The 14,838-nt window shown below is 61.9% G+C and carries 13 protein-coding genes; 5 read left to right on the top strand and 8 right to left on the bottom strand.

What is annotated here, in order from left to right:
* Positions 1 to 74: 74 nt before the first annotated feature.
* Both mug and RHM69_RS02020 read left to right on the top strand, forming a co-directional pair.
* Entirely contained in the window at positions 75 to 608 is a 534-nt protein-coding gene (mug, locus tag RHM69_RS02025) for a G/U mismatch-specific DNA glycosylase (protein ID WP_102666798.1), read from the top strand.
* Between the two features lie 30 nt (positions 609 to 638).
* On the top strand, positions 639 to 1,235 hold the full coding sequence (locus RHM69_RS02020) for a glutathione S-transferase family protein (protein ID WP_038449817.1): 597 nt from the start codon (positions 639 to 641) through the stop codon (positions 1,233 to 1,235).
* 134 nt (positions 1,236 to 1,369) lie between these two features.
* Here RHM69_RS02020 and RHM69_RS02015 read toward each other — a convergent pair whose 3' ends face one another.
* Entirely contained in the window at positions 1,370 to 2,137 is a 768-nt protein-coding gene (locus RHM69_RS02015; RefSeq protein ID WP_014718077.1) for an SDR family NAD(P)-dependent oxidoreductase, read from the bottom strand.
* Between the two features lie 138 nt (positions 2,138 to 2,275).
* Between RHM69_RS02015 and RHM69_RS02010 the strand changes: the two genes are divergently transcribed.
* Positions 2,276 to 3,424 carry an aldose epimerase family protein gene (locus RHM69_RS02010; protein ID WP_073454270.1) on the top strand — a complete coding sequence of 383 codons (1,149 nt, stop codon included), beginning with the start codon at positions 2,276 to 2,278 and terminating at the stop codon, positions 3,422 to 3,424.
* A gap of 115 nt (positions 3,425 to 3,539) precedes the next feature.
* On the opposite strand, the gene araH is transcribed toward RHM69_RS02010, so the two are convergent.
* Genes araH through RHM69_RS01975 form a run of 7 tightly spaced genes read right to left on the bottom strand, consistent with a single transcriptional unit; the run spans position 3,540 to position 11,845 of the window.
* Positions 3,540 to 4,508, bottom strand: coding sequence for an L-arabinose ABC transporter permease AraH (araH, locus tag RHM69_RS02005; protein WP_014718075.1), 969 nt, complete (start codon positions 4,506 to 4,508; stop codon positions 3,540 to 3,542).
* Positions 4,509 to 4,517: 9 nt separating this feature from the next.
* Entirely contained in the window at positions 4,518 to 6,020 is a 1,503-nt protein-coding gene (gene araG / locus RHM69_RS02000) for an L-arabinose ABC transporter ATP-binding protein AraG (protein ID WP_200600130.1), read from the bottom strand.
* Positions 6,017 to 7,003 (bottom strand): substrate-binding domain-containing protein, encoded by a 987-nt coding sequence (locus tag RHM69_RS01995; protein ID WP_038449809.1) that lies wholly within the window; start codon positions 7,001 to 7,003, stop codon positions 6,017 to 6,019. The genes araG and RHM69_RS01995 overlap by 4 nt, the downstream gene beginning before the upstream one ends.
* A 39-nt stretch (positions 7,004 to 7,042) precedes the next feature.
* Positions 7,043 to 7,906 carry an SMP-30/gluconolactonase/LRE family protein gene (locus RHM69_RS01990; RefSeq protein ID WP_038449806.1) on the bottom strand — a complete coding sequence of 288 codons (864 nt, stop codon included), beginning with the start codon at positions 7,904 to 7,906 and terminating at the stop codon, positions 7,043 to 7,045.
* Positions 7,907 to 7,922: 16 nt separating this feature from the next.
* Positions 7,923 to 9,503 carry an aldehyde dehydrogenase (NADP(+)) gene (locus RHM69_RS01985; protein WP_020302091.1) on the bottom strand — a complete coding sequence of 527 codons (1,581 nt, stop codon included), beginning with the start codon at positions 9,501 to 9,503 and terminating at the stop codon, positions 7,923 to 7,925.
* Between the two features lie 10 nt (positions 9,504 to 9,513).
* Entirely contained in the window at positions 9,514 to 10,506 is a 993-nt protein-coding gene (gene araD1, locus RHM69_RS01980; RefSeq protein ID WP_014718070.1) for an AraD1 family protein, read from the bottom strand.
* 16 nt (positions 10,507 to 10,522) lie between these two features.
* Positions 10,523 to 11,845, bottom strand: coding sequence for an MFS transporter (locus RHM69_RS01975; protein WP_003190554.1), 1,323 nt, complete (start codon positions 11,843 to 11,845; stop codon positions 10,523 to 10,525).
* Positions 11,846 to 12,036: 191 nt separating this feature from the next.
* Between RHM69_RS01975 and RHM69_RS01970 the strand changes: the two genes are divergently transcribed.
* Positions 12,037 to 13,773 carry an IlvD/Edd family dehydratase gene (locus RHM69_RS01970; protein WP_019817288.1) on the top strand — a complete coding sequence of 579 codons (1,737 nt, stop codon included), beginning with the start codon at positions 12,037 to 12,039 and terminating at the stop codon, positions 13,771 to 13,773.
* 48 nt (positions 13,774 to 13,821) lie between these two features.
* On the top strand, positions 13,822 to 14,544 hold the full coding sequence (locus tag RHM69_RS01965) for a FadR/GntR family transcriptional regulator (RefSeq protein ID WP_003190551.1): 723 nt from the start codon (positions 13,822 to 13,824) through the stop codon (positions 14,542 to 14,544).
* Positions 14,545 to 14,838: the final 294 nt, after the last annotated feature.

The following is a 14,838-nucleotide window of genomic DNA, read 5'->3' as shown; positions in this document are numbered from 1 at the left end:
TGTGATCCACTAAGCGTTCCAGACTAAACCAAAGGTTGATGACTCGTCACACCTATCAGCATGGAAGATCCGGCATGAACGAGCGACTCGACGACCTCCTCGCCGACCACTTGCACGTACTGTTCTGCGGCATCAACCCTGGCAAGGGCTCGGCAGCCCTCGGCCTGCATTTTGCCAATCGCAGCAACCGCTTCTGGCGCACCGTGCATCTGGCCGGTTTCACGCCCCATGAAATTCGCCCGCAAGACGGCGCCACCTTGCTGCACTACGGTTGCGGATTGACCACCTTGGTGGCACGGCCAACGGCCAGTGCAGGCGAGTTGGCGCGGCATGAATTCCAGGACGCGGCGGCGGCGTTCGAACACAAGATCCGCCGCCATGCCCCGCGTTTCGTGGCGTTCCTCGGCAAGCCCGGCTATAGCGCGCTGAGCGGCCAGCGCGAGGTCGCCTGGGGTTTGCAAGCGCAGCCACTGGGCGACGCCTCGGTCTGGGTACTGCCCAACCCCAGCGGGCGCAACCTGGCGTTCAGCCTCGATCAATTGGTGCAAGCGTATCGGCTGCTGCACAACGCCGTTGCGCACGCCCGGCCCGTGCCCGTAATCTTTTGAGCCCAACACCCTGTAAGCAATGGAGGCTGCATGAAACTGGTCGGAATGCTGGACTCGCCCTACGTACGCCGCGTGGCTGTTTCCCTGGAGTTATACGGGGTGGACTTTGTGCATGAACCGCTGTCGGTGTTCAGCACTTACGCTGAATTTGCCCAGATCAACCCCGTAGTCAAGGCCCCTACCCTGGTGCTGGACGATGGGACGGTGCTGATGGATTCGAGCCTGATCCTCGATTACCTGGAAACGCTGGCGCCGGCTGACAAGAAGCTGCTGCCCCAACAACCGGCGGCACGTGCCCGTGACCTGCAATTGCTTGGGCTCGCGCTGGCGGCATGCGAGAAAAGCGTGCAGATCGTCTATGAACACAACCTTCGCCCCGCTGAAAAATTGCATGCGCCGTGGCTTGAGCGCGTTACCGGGCAACTGCTGGCGGCTTATGCGCTGCTGGACAAGCAGCTGGCAGGCAATGAAGCGCTGACCCAGGCGTCGATTACCGCAGCGGTCGCCTGGTCGTTCAGCCAGTTCACCGTGCCCTCGGTGGTGAAAGCCGATGCGTTCCCCAACCTCAAGCGCCATGCTGAACGCCTGGAGCAGCACCCGGCGTTCAAGCGTTACCCCATCGAGTAAGCACCACCATTTAACTGTGGGAGCGGGCTTGCTCGCGAAGGCGGTGTGTCAGAACCTAATAAGTTCACTGGCACACCGCCTTCGCTAGCAAGCCCGCTCCCACACTCGATGTGCATCATTCTGAAAATCGCGTTTTATACCCACCCGCCGTCGACGATAAAGTTCTGCGCCGAGCACATCGCCGAGGCATCCGAGGCCAAAAACAGCGCCATGTTGGCGATGTGTTCTGGCATCACGCTGCCGGGCAGGCACTGGCTGCGGGCGATGAGTTCCTTGGCGGCGTCGTCGACCCACATGGCCAGTTGTTTTTCGGTCATCACCCAACCCGGCACCAAGGTGTTGACGCGAATACGGTTGGGCCCCAGCTCACGCGCCAGGGCTCGGGTCATGCCGTGGGCGGCGGCCTTGCTGGCGGCGTATACGGGGTAGCCGGCCGAGGCCATCATCCAGCCCACCGAGCCCAGGTTGATGATCGAGCCGCTACCGGCCTCCTTCATCATGGGCACCACCGCCTTGGCGGCAAAGAAGGCGTGCTTGAGGTTGACCGCAATCAGCTGGTCGAACATGTGCGAGTCGATTTCTTCCAGGCTGTGGCGCACATCGTTCGCTGCGTTGTTGACCAGTACCGTGATCGGCCCCAGGGAATGCTCGAAGCGCCCGATCGCCGCGCGGTAGCCGATCTCGTCGGTGATATCGCAGCACTCGAACTCGACACTGTGCCCTTTGGAGTTGAGCAGCGCCGCCAAGCGTTCACCCTGGCTCTGTGCACGGTCCACAAACGCCACCTTGGCACCCTGCGCGGCGAAGGCCCGCACCATGAACTCGCCAATCCCCGAAGCCCCGCCGGAAACCAGCACGGTTTTGTCCTTGAGGTCGGGATAAATCGCTTGCTGGGTAGTCATAACAATCAGTGCTCCGCTTAATTAGTCTTATTTTATTTTGCAAGAACGGCGTTAAAGGCTATAAATCTGCTGTCATATCGACAAAATATCTCAAATTAGTAGAACTATTCCAGCAAAACAACAAAAGGAAGTTCGACCATGAAGCACCCTCGATACCTGCTGTCCGGCCTCGCGCTGTCCATGCTGATCGCCAGCGGTGGCGCGCACGCCGCCGGCCTTAGCAGCGAACACAAACCCTTCGGCAAAACCAACGATGGCACCGCCGTCGAACAGTACGTGTTGCGTAACAGCCATGGCATGCAAGCCACGGTGATCACCTACGGCGGCGTGCTGCAGTCGCTAAAAGTGCCAGACAAACACGGCAAGCTCGACGACGTGGTGCTGGGCTTCGATGACGTGCAAGGCTATCAAGGCGGTACCGCGTTTTTCGGCGCGACCATTGGCCGCTTCGGCAACCGCCTGGCCGGCGGCGCCTTCGAACTCGACGGCAAACGCTACCAGGTACCGCTCAACGACGGCCCTAACTCATTGCATGGCGGCGCCCAGGGCTTCGACAAGCAGGTGTGGCAAGCCAAATCGGTCAAGGACAAGGATTCGGTGGGCGTCACCCTCACCTACCTGTCCAAAGATGGGGAAATGGGCTTTCCGGGCAACTTGAAAACCGAGGTCACCTACCGCCTCAACGACCACAACGAACTGCACATCGACTACACCGCCACCACCGACAAACCGACGGTGCTCAACCTCACCAACCACAGCTACTTCAACCTGGCCGGCGCGGGCAACGGCGACATTCTCAAGCAGGTCGCCACCTTGCACGCCAGCCACTACACACCGGTGAATGCCACCTTGATTCCCACCGGCGAACTGGCGCCGGTCAAGGGCACGCCCATGGACTTCCTGAAGCCCACACCCATCGGCCAGCACATCAAGGCAGACCATCCGCAGCTCAAATTCGCCGAGCCCAAGCAAGGTGGCTTCGACTTCAACTGGGCGCTGGATACCAAAGGCGACGTCAAGCAACTGGCCGCCGAGGTGCATGATCCTGAATCAGGCCGACGTTTGCAGCTCTACACCACAGAGCCTGGCGTGCAGTTCTATACCAGCAACTTCCTGGACGGTTCGGTGAAGGGCAAAGGCGGCAAGACGTACCAGCACTGGAGTGGGTTTACCTTGGAGACCCAGCATTTTCCGGATGCGCCTAACCAGCCGAGCTTTGCCTCAACGCGTTTGAATCCAGGGCAGACTTACACCCAACACACTATTTTCAAGTTCACCGCTGATTAAATTGTGGGAGCTGGCTTGCCTGCGATGGCGGTGGCACAGGCTACTCAATTATTGCCTGAACCAACGCTATCGCAGGCAAGCCAGCTCCCACATTGGTTTTTCACAGCGCCTGGGTTCAGCGTTGTTTCATGCGGTCGATGACCACGGCCAACAGCAGGATCGAACCGCGGATCACATACTGGTAAAAGGTATCGATGTTCTTCAGGTTCATCGCATTCTCGATGATCGCCAGAATCAACACCCCGGCGATCACATGGCGGATCATGCCGATGCCGCCGCTCAGCGACACCCCACCCAGCACGCAGGCCGAGATCACCGTGAGCTCGAAACCCTGGCCGATCATCGGTTGGCCAGAGGTCATGCGCGAAGCCAGGATCACCCCGGCCAAGGCGCCGATCAGGCCATGGATGGCGAAGATCAGGATCTTGGTGCGGTCAACGTTCACGCCCGCCAGCAGCGCCGCCTCCGGGTTACCGCCGATGGCCATGGTGTTGCGCCCATAGGTGGTGTAGTTGAGCAGCCAGCCGAAGAACAGGAAGCAGACAATGGTGATCAGGATCGGCACCGGCACGCCGAACAATTGGCCGTTGCCGAACACGAAAAATTGCTCCTGGGACACGCCTACCGCCTTGCCGTCGGCAAAGATGTAAGCCAGGCCGCGCACGATCTGCATGGTCGCCAGCGTAGTAATCAAGGCGTTGACCCGCAGCTTGGCGATCACGATGCCGTTGATCAGCCCCACCATCAGGCCCATCAGCAGCGCTGCACCAATGCCCAGCATCACGCTGTCGGTATCGCGCATTACAATCGCCGCAACTACCCCGGCGCAGGCGATCACCGAGCCTACCGACAGGTCGAAGTGCCCCGAGGCCAGGCAGAACAGCATGGTGCATGCGGCAATACCGACAGTCGAAATCGCCAGGCCCAAGCCGCGCATGTTGAGCGGAGAGAGGAAGTTATCGATCAGCAGCGCGCACAGTACGAAGATGCCCACCGCCGCCAAGAGCATCGCCCAGTTATCGAGCAATGCACGCATATCGAGGGGTTTGCGTGCCGAGGGCAACGCGTTGTTTTGAATGGTCATGGTCGTCTCTCAGTTCGCCAGGCCGCGTGGCAAGGCCAGCTGCAGCAGGTTGGATTCAGTCGCGTGCTCGCGCAGTTGTTCGCCGCGCAGGGCGCCTTCGCACAGCACCAGGATGCGGTCAGAGATGCCCATCACCTCCATCAGGTCGCTGGACACCACGATCACCGCAATGCCACTGGCCGCCAGGTTATGGATGATCTGGTAGATCTCCGACTTGGCGCCGATGTCGATACCGCGAGTGGGTTCGTCGAGCAGCAACACCTTCATCGGCATCGACAGCCAGCGGCCAAGAATGGCTTTCTGTTGGTTGCCGCCGGACAGGTACAGGATCTTCTGCGCCGCGTTCGGCGTTTTGACCCGCATCGCCTGGATCTGTCGGTCGGCGTTGCCTTTCTCCCAGCCTTCGCGCAACAGCCAGCCAAAGGTGGAATGGGCGCCACGGGCGCTGATGTTGATGTTTTCAGCGACGCTGCCCAGCGGGATGATGCCCTCTTTCTTGCGATCCTCCGGACACAGCAATACCCCGGCGGCGATGGCGTCCCGGGGTGAGCGCAGTTGCAGCGCTTGCCCGCACAGTTCCAGGCTGCCGGCACTGGCGCGCTCTAGCCCACTGAGCAGGCGAAACAGCTCGGTACGCCCCGCCCCCACCAGCCCGAACAGGCCCAGGATCTCGCCCTTGCGCACCTGGAAACTGATCGGTTCACGCAGGCCCGGGCCGAGCAAGCCGTCCACCTTGAGCGCCACTTCGCCTTGCTCGCGCGGGCGGTAATCGTAGATGTCCTGAATATCGCGACCGACCATGCAGGTCACCAACTGGTCGTGAGTCAGCGTGCTCATGTCCTCGAAAGTACGCACGTAGCGGCCGTCCTTGAACACCGTCACCGCATCGCAGATACGGAACACTTCTTCCATACGGTGCGACACGTAGAGCACCACTTTGCCCTCGTCGCGCAGGCGCGTGATGATCGCCATCAAGCGGTCGATTTCCCGCGCCGATAAACTGCTGGTGGGTTCATCAAAGGCGATCACGTTGGCGCCGCGAGACAGCGCCTTGGCGATTTCCACCAGTTGGCGCTGGCCCAGGGACAGGCGCCCGAGTTTCTCGTCGGGGTCGATTTCATCGGCCAGCCCCTTGAGACACGCCAGGGCCTGCTTACGCAGCAGGCTCCGGTTGACCACGCCAAAGCGCGTGGGCAAATGCCCGAGGAACAGGTTCTCGGCCACGCTCATTTCCGGCACCAGGTGCAGCTCTTGGTGAATCACCGCCACACCGCTGGCGATGCTGTCGGCGGCGCATTTGAAGGCCATGGTCTGCGCGCCGATCTGCACCGTGCCGCTGGATGGAATGTAGGCGCCGCCGAGGATCTTCAGCAGGGTCGACTTGCCTGCGCCGTTCTCGCCCATCAACGCGTGCACCTGCCCGGGGTGGGCGGTGAAGCAAATGCCGTCCAGCGCCTTGACCCCGGGAAAGGTCTTGCCGATGCCGTCAAACCGCAGGGCCGCAGCGGTCATTTCCACAGCCCGATCTTGGTCAGTTCCGCCTGGAAGTTTTCACGGGTGATCAGCGTCACTTCGTCCATGGCCGTGTATTTCGGCGGCTCGGTGCCTTGGGTAACCCACTCGTACATCATCTCAGCGGTTTTGTAGCCTTCAATGTGCGGGCTGGGCAGCATTGAGCCGAAGAAGCCGCTGTTGGCTTTCTTCAATTCGCCGATGGCGTCGGTGCCATTGATGCCGATACCGATCACGTTGGCTGCGGCGAAACCGGCACTTTCGGTGGCACGCACGCCGCCGAGCACGGTGTTGTCGTTCATGCCGCCGATGATCAGGTTCTTCGCCCCACTCGGCAGCTTGACCAGGGCCGAGTTGGTGGCGTCCATGCTGCCAGGTACGTCGAGGGTTTTGAGCGCGGCGGTGAGGATGTGGTCCTTGGGAATCCCGGCTTCCTCCAGGGATTTGATCGAGCCGTCGGTGCGTTTCTTGCCGGTGTCGAGTTCGTTGAAGGTATTGATCACCGCGTAGGTGTCCTTCCAGTCCCAACCACGTTTTTTCGCTTCGGCGGCCATGGCGGCGCCTTGCTTCTGGCCGACTTCAAACGCGGCCATGCCCAGGTACGGCACGTCTTCCATGAAGTTGCCCTTGGCATCGACAAAGCGGTCATCCACGGCCATCACTTTCAAACCGTTGACCTTGGCCTTGGCGACAATCGCAGGGCCCAGGGACACGTCCGGCGGGCAGATCACGAAGCCTTTGGCGCCGTTGGCGGCCAGGCTGTCGATGGCCGAGAGGGTTTTCTCGCCGTCGGGCACCGCGATCTTGATGAGTTTGAAGCCTTTGTCCTGGGCGGCTTTTTCCGCAAACGCCCACTCCGTCTGGAACCAGGGCTCTTCGGCCTGCTTGACCAGAAAGCCGATCTTCACGTCTTCAGCGGATACGATGCTGCTGAGGCTGCTTAACGCAACAGCGGCAGCCAGAACGCGTAGAACCTTTTTCATGAACGACACCTCTTGTTGTTGTTTTTTTAAGTCTTGGGTTTAACCGGCGAAACGATGGCAAGGCTTGCCAGGAACATCGACTTCAATGGCCAATACCGCACCATCAAGGGGGTGATCCAAGGGACTCGCCGCGCTGGTGATGTACAGCGTGGTGAGCTCGGGCCCACCGAACACGCAACTGGTGGGACGGCTGACCGGCAGTTCGATAATGCGATCCACCTCACCTGAAGGCGTCAGACGCAGCAGGCAACTGCCGTCCCAGCGCGCATTCCAGATGTAGCCGTCGGCGTCCATGGCCGAGCCATCCGGCCCGCCGCGTGTGTGCGGCCCGAACCAGGCCTGGGCGGCACCGAGTTGACCGTCAGCCTGGATCGAATGCTGATAGAGCGTGCCGTCCATGCTGTCGCCGAAATGCACCTGGCTGCCCTCCTCGTTCCAGAGCAGGGTGTTGGGAATGCCCAGGCCCGCCAGCAACGGCGTGACCCGCGCATCGGCATCGATGCGAAACAGGCCACCGGAGCGCCGGGTAATCGGCAGGTCTTCGCCCTGCTCGCCGATGTTGTTCTGCATGGTGCCCAACCACAGCCGGCCCTGGGCATCGCAGCGTGCTTCATTGCCGCGGTTGCCCGTTTGCGGGTCGGCTACGCACAGCAGGGTCAAGGCTTCGGTGGCCAGGTCCAGGCGATATACGCCGCTGCTCAAGGTCACCAGCGCATCACCGCTTTGACAGGGGATGAACGCCGAGACGTGCTCAGGCAATTGCCACACCTGCAACTGCCCACCCATCAGACGCAGCGCCTGGCGGGCGGCGATATCCACCCAATACAGGGCCTGGGTCGGTACATCCCAGAACGGCCCTTCGCCCAACCGGGCACGGTGCGGGGTGACTGCGCTCAACGACATGAAGCCTCCTGATCAGTTACAGCGATTCGCGCGATGGCGTGCCATTTACCAGGCGCTGAATACGCAAGGGGTTGGCGTTTTTCAACGCGTCGGGCAGCAGGCTATCAGGGTAGTTCTGGAAGCACACCGGGCGCAGGAAACGGTCGATGGCCAGCGTGCCGACCGAGGTGCCACGGGCGTCGGAAGTCGCCGGGTACGGCCCGCCGTGAACCATGGAATCGCACACCTCCACGCCAGTGGGGTAACCGTTGAGCAGGATGCGCCCGACTTTCTGTTCCAGCAGCGGCGTGAGTTCGGCGAACTGGTGCAGGTCGGTCGGTTCGCCGATGAGCGTGGCGGTCAACTGCCCGTGCAGCCCCTGCAGGGCGGCGCTGAGTTGGGCCTGGTCGGCCACTTCGACGAACACCGTGGTGGGGCCGAACACTTCCTCTTGCAGCACTTCGTCGCCGTCAATCAACAGACGTACATCCGCCTTGAACAGCTGCGGTTGCGCCTGGTTGCCCGATTGCGCGCTGCCCGCCAGATGCTGGATGCCCGGGTGAGAGCGGAGTTTTTCCAGGCCCTTGCCGTAGCTGCCCAGGGTGCCGGCATTCAGCATGGTTTGCGCCGGTTGCTCGCCAATCAATTGCGCGACCTGCTGAGTGAACGCGGTGAACGCAGGCGAAGCGATACCGATCACCAGACCTGGGTTGGTGCAGAACTGGCCGCAGCCTTGCACCACCGAGGCGGTCAGGTCGCGGGCGATGCTCTCGGCGCGGGCGTGCAGCGCCTGGGGCAGCACGATCACCGGGTTGATGCTCGACATTTCGGCAAACACCGGGATCGGTTGCGGGCGCGCCGCGGCCATGTCGCATAGGGCGCGGCCGCCTTTGAGTGAGCCGGTAAAGCCAACCGCCTGGATCGCCGGGTGCTTGACCAGCGCCTCACCGACGCCGCCGCCAAAAATCATGTTGAACACGCCGGCCGGCATCTCGGTGGCCTCGGCGGCACGAATGATCGCATCGGCCACGCGCTCGGCGGTCGCCATGTGGCCGCTGTGGGCCTTGAACACCACCGGGCAACCGGCGGCCAATGCAGCCGCCGTGTCACCGCCGGCGGTGGAGAATGCCAGGGGGAAGTTACTGGCACCAAAGACCGCCACCGGACCGAGGCCGATGCGGTATTGGCGCAGGTCTGGGCGCGGCAACGGCTGGCGCTCTGGCAGGGCCTTGTCGATACGCGCGCCGTAGAAGTCACCGCGGCGCAGCACGGTGGCGAACAAACGCATCTGGCCGCTGGTGCGCCCGCGTTCGCCTTTGATGCGTGCGGCCGGCAATGCGGTTTCGCGGCAGACCAGTTCGACGAAGTCATCGCCCAAGGCGTCCAGCTCATCGGCCACCGCATCCAGAAACTGCGCACGTCGTGCGGCGCTCAAGGCGCGATAGGCCGGGTACGCCTGGGCCGCGGCCTGGGCGGCGGCGTCCACTTCCTGGGCGGTGGCCTGGTAGAAATCCTGGGGCAAGGCTTCGCCGGTGGTGGCGTCGATGCTTTGCAGCTTAGTGCTACCGTTGGCGCTGCGCTGGCCGCCGATGTAGTTGTGGCCGAGGAACGGGGTCATGTTGATCTCCTTAAAGGGGGGTGACTTGGCCGGGTTCAAATGCCGCATCGCTGCTGCCGATACCGTTGATCAACGGCGCGCCGAATTCAGCCTGGCTGATCTCGAACACATCGCCCGGCTGGGTACGTATACCGTCGGCGAATGACAAGGTGGCGGTGCCGAAGAAGTGAATGTGCACATCACCCGGCTTGAGGAACTGGCTGTATTTGAAGTGGTGGTATTCGAGGTTTTCCAGGCTGTGGCACATATTGGCCTCGCCACTGAGGAATTCGTTCTGCCAGATGACCTCGCCGTTGCGCAGGATGCGGCTGGTGCCCGCCAGATGCTCGGGCAGTTCGCCCACGCGCAGCTCCGGGCCGTAACTGCAACTGCGCAGCTTGGAATGGGCCAGGTACAGGTAATTCTTGCGCTCCATCACATGGTCGGAGAACTCGTTGCCCACCGCAAAACCCAGGCGATAGGGCTTACGGTCATGCCCGATCACATAGAGGCCACCGATTTCTGGTTCTTCGCCGGCATCTTCGGCAAACGGCGGCACCGGGAAGGCCTGGCCCGGGCGCACGACGATGCTGCCATCGCCTTTGTAAAACCACTCCGGTTGCACACCGGCCTGGCCGGCGCCTGGTTTGCCGCCCTCCACGCCCCATTTGAAGATGCGCATGGTGTCGGTCATCGCGCTGTCGTCGCCGGCCTGCTGGTGCATCTTGTCGCGGGCCGAGGCACTGCCCAGGTGGGTGAGGCCGGTGCCGCTGATCAGCATGTGGGCCGGGTCGGGGTGGTCCAGCGGGGGCAGGATTTTGTGGTCCGCCAACAAAGCGGTGTAGTCATGGCTGGCGCCCAGGCCGAGGGCTTGCACCTGTTGCTGCAACTTGCCGCCGGCTTCGATGGCGGCCAGCGCCAGTTCACGCACGCTGTGGGCGCCGCGCACTTCGCGTACCTGGTTGCCTTCTACCACGCCGACGCGGCGCTCACCGTTGCTCAACTCGAACTGAACTAAACGCATGCAGGTTCTCCTGGATTTAAGTGCGTGTGGCGCCACGGGCGCTGGCGGCGAATTGGTCGACGGGCAGCACGTGCTTGCGTTCCAACAAGCGGTAGACCACGAGGGTCAGCAGCAACCCGAACACCATCACACCGGATAAGAAATACAAGCCTGAGGCCAGGTTGCCGGTGTACTCCTTGAGCGCACCGATCACGAACGGGCCGATATAGCCGCCGAGGTTGCCCACCGAGTTGATCAAGGCAATACCGGCCGCCGCACTGGCGCCGGCAAAGAAGCGCCCCGGCAGGGTCCAGAACACGGCGGTGCAGGAAAACATTGCAAACGCCGCCAGGCACAGCGCGGCCATTTGCAGCACTGGCACCGTGAGCCAGGCGCTGCAGAACAGGCCGATGGCGCCCAGCACATAGAGCACGGCGAGATGGCCGTAACGGTCGTTCAAACGGTCGGAACTGCGCGGGATGATCAACAGGCCGATGATGCCGAAGATATAGGGCACGGCGGAGATGAAGCCGGTGGTAAGGTCGCTGCCGCCAAACTGCTTGATCAGGGTCGGCAGCCACAGGCCGAGGCCGTAGATGCTCAGGGTCACCGGCAGGTAGAACAGCGCCAGCAACAACACGCGCTTGTCCTTGAGCGCATGCAAGGGGTTGCCATGGCGTGTCTGGCCGTAGGCTTGCAGATCTTTGTGCAGCTCGCCGGTGAGCCAGGCTTTTTCTTCCTCGCTCATCCAGTTGACCTTCTGGGGGCCGTCCGGCAGGTAACGCAGCACCGGCCAGGTCAGCAGGATCGCCGGGGTACCGATCACGATAAACAGCCACTGCCAGCCATGCAGGCCGAGAATGCCGTCCATGCCGAGCAGACCGCCGGACACTGGACCTGTGATCATCATTGCAATCGGTTGGGAGAGGATGAACAGCCCGAGGATCTTGCCGCGATGGCGCACCGGGAACCATTGGGTGATGTAGTACAGCACGCCGGGAAAGAACCCCGCCTCCGCCGCGCCCAGCAGAAAACGCATCACATAGAAGCTGTGCGGCCCTTGCACGAACGCCATGCCGATGGTGATGGCGCCCCAGGTGATCATGATGCGCGCAAACCAGCGCCGCGCGCCGAAGCGGTCGAGCATCAGGTTGCTGGGAATCTCGAACAGGAAATAGCCAATGAAGAACAACCCGGCACCGAGGCCATAGGCGGCGTCGCCGATGCCCACGTCAGCGCCCATGTGCAGCTTGGCGAACCCTACGGCGGAACGGTCCACGTAGGCGATCAGGTACAGCAGGATCAGGAACGGAATCAGTTTCAGCGTGATGCGCCGAATAAGCCGCAGTTCCTGGCTCATGGGGTCGATCTCCGATTGTTGTTTTTATAGAAGCTCGGGGGACGCCTCTGACGAAATCCGCCAGGGCCATACCTCAGTTAAGACCGACTATATAGTATGACTATTTGCAAAACAACACTTCCAAAGCGGCGATTTTGCGCTTATGTTTAAGCACGCATAGAACATATAGTCATACAATAAGAGAATCGATCATGCCTGACAAAAAGCCCGGCCTACGCTCTGCCCAGTGGTTCGGTACTGCCGACAAGAACGGCTTCATGTACCGCAGCTGGATGAAGAACCAAGGCATTGCCGACCATCAGTTCCATGGCAAGCCGATCATCGGCATCTGCAACACCTGGTCGGAGCTGACGCCGTGCAACGCGCACTTCCGTCAGATAGCCGAACACGTCAAGCGTGGCGTGATCGAGGCCGGAGGCTTCCCGGTGGAGTTCCCGGTGTTTTCCAATGGCGAATCCAACCTGCGCCCTACCGCCATGCTCACGCGCAACCTGGCGAGCATGGATGTGGAAGAAGCGATTCGCGGTAATCCGATTGATGGCGTGGTACTGCTCACCGGCTGCGACAAGACCACCCCAGCGCTGCTGATGGGCGCCGCCAGTTGTGATGTGCCGGCCATCGTGGTCACTGGCGGGCCGATGCTCAACGGCAAGCACAAGGGCCAGGACATCGGCTCGGGGACGGTGGTGTGGCAGCTCAGCGAACAGGTCAAGGCCGGCACCATCACCCTGGATGATTTCCTCGCGGCCGAGGGCGGCATGTCGCGCTCGGCGGGCACCTGCAACACCATGGGCACGGCCTCGACCATGGCCTGCATGGCCGAGGCGCTGGGCACGTCCCTGCCCCACAACGCGGCGATTCCGGCGGTGGATGCGCGGCGATATGTGCTGGCGCATATGTCCGGTATGCGTGCGGTCGAGATGGTGCGCGAAGACTTGAAGCTGTCGAAGATCCTCACCAAAGAAGCGTTTGAAAACGCGATTCGCGTAAACGCAGCTATCGGTGGTTCGACCAACGCGGTGATCCACCTGAAAGCCATCGCCGGGCGCATCGGCGTGGAGTTGGACCTGGATGACTGGACCCGCATCGGGCGCGGTATGCCGACCATCGTCGACCTGCAACCCTCGGGGCGCTTCTTGATGGAAGAGTTCTACTACGCCGGCGGCCTGCCCGCGGTGCTGCGTCGCCTGGGTGAGGCCAACCTGATCCCCCACCCGAACGCCTTGACGGTCAACGGCAAGTCCCTGGGCGAGAACACCCAGGATTCGCCGATCTACGGCCAGGACGAAGTGATCCGCACCCTGGACAACCCGATCCGCGCCGACGGCGGCATCTGCGTGCTGCGTGGCAACCTCGCGCCCCTGGGCGCGGTGCTCAAGCCTTCGGCAGCGAGCCCCGAACTGATGCAGCACCGTGGCCGCGCCGTGGTGTTCGAGAACTTCGACATGTACAAGGCACGCATCAACGACCCGGAGCTGGACGTGGATGCCAACTCGATCCTGGTCATGAAAAACTGCGGCCCCAAGGGTTACCCCGGCATGGCCGAAGTCGGCAACATGGGCCTGCCGGCCAAGCTGCTGGCCCAGGGCGTGACGGACATGGTGCGCATTTCCGATGCGCGCATGAGCGGCACCGCCTACGGCACCGTGGTGTTGCACGTGGCCCCGGAAGCCGCTGCCGGCGGGCCGTTGGCAACAGTGAAGGAAGGTGACTGGATCGAACTCGATTGCGCCAATGGCCGCCTGCACCTGGACATTCCAGACGCCGAGCTGGCAGCGCGCATGGCCGACCTGCCCCCAGCACAAAACCTCATCGTCGGCGGCTATCGCCAGCTGTACATCGACCATGTGCTGCAGGCCGACCAAGGCTGTGACTTTGACTTCCTGGTGGGCTGTCGCGGGGCAGAAGTCCCACGGCATTCCCACTAATTGGGATGCTATGATGCGGCGAATCTAAGCCAGAGCCTGCCCGTCGTTATGGATCACCAGCCGCCCAAGCCGCGCAAGAGCCAGCATGCCCAGATCGTTCAGGATCTGGGCATGCACATCGTTTCCGGTCGTTTCAAGCCTGAAGAACGCTTGCCCATGGAAGCTACGCTGTGCGAGGAATACCAGGTCAGCCGCTCGGTATTGCGCGAAGCCACGCGGGTGCTCAGCGCCAAGGGCCTGGTGTATTCCAAGCCACGGGTGGGCGCGGTGGTGCGGCCACGCTTGAAATGGCACCTGCTCGACCCGGACGTGCTGTCCTGGTTGATGCAGTCCACGCCCCACAGCGAGTTCTTCAACACCCTGGCCGGGGTGCGCCGCATCCTCGAACCGGAAATCGCCGCGATGGCCGCGACCACCGCCACCGATGAAGACATCGCCACTATCGAACACGCCTACCAAGGCATGGAAACCGCCAAGACCCACGAGGAGCTGCTACAGGCCGACCTGGACTTCCACCGTGCGATTGCCGACGCCACCCGCAACGACCTGCTCGCCTATATGTGCAACATGCTCTCGCTGCCGTTGCGCGAGTCGATCAACATCACCAACCGCCGTCCGGATATCCAGGGCCTGAGTCTGCCTCGGCACAAAGCGATCCTCACGGCGATCCAGAACCGCGATGCCCTGGGTGCGCGGCATGCGTCGCTGGTGCAACTGGATGACACGCGGGTCGCGCTGGACACGGTGATGAATGTGTTGACGCCGTTGTAACCCCGCGTCATTCCTGACTGTTAACTTTCGCCCAGCTCACGATGCGAAGCGAGCCGCTCGTGCTCTTGCTCTGCTTTTGATCTTGATCTTAGGCGCCCCCCCAAATCACTGGCGGATTACGGGCACACCGAGCCTAGGCGAGGTGCCGAGTGGTGGGGCAAGAGCCCTTTTGGTTACTTTTGGCTGGGCCGGCATTCCGGGCTCTTTTCCAAAAGTGACCCGCTGTAAAAGCGGAACCCTGAGCAGCCGTTACCGCAGGAATGGATATGTACTCGGTCTGACACCCTGTGTCGG

Source organism: Pseudomonas sp. CCI1.1 (assembly GCF_034348165.1).
In the GTDB taxonomy this organism is placed as follows: domain Bacteria; phylum Pseudomonadota; class Gammaproteobacteria; order Pseudomonadales; family Pseudomonadaceae; genus Aquipseudomonas; species Aquipseudomonas paracarnis.
This window is presented reverse-complemented; position numbering and strand designations above follow the sequence as displayed.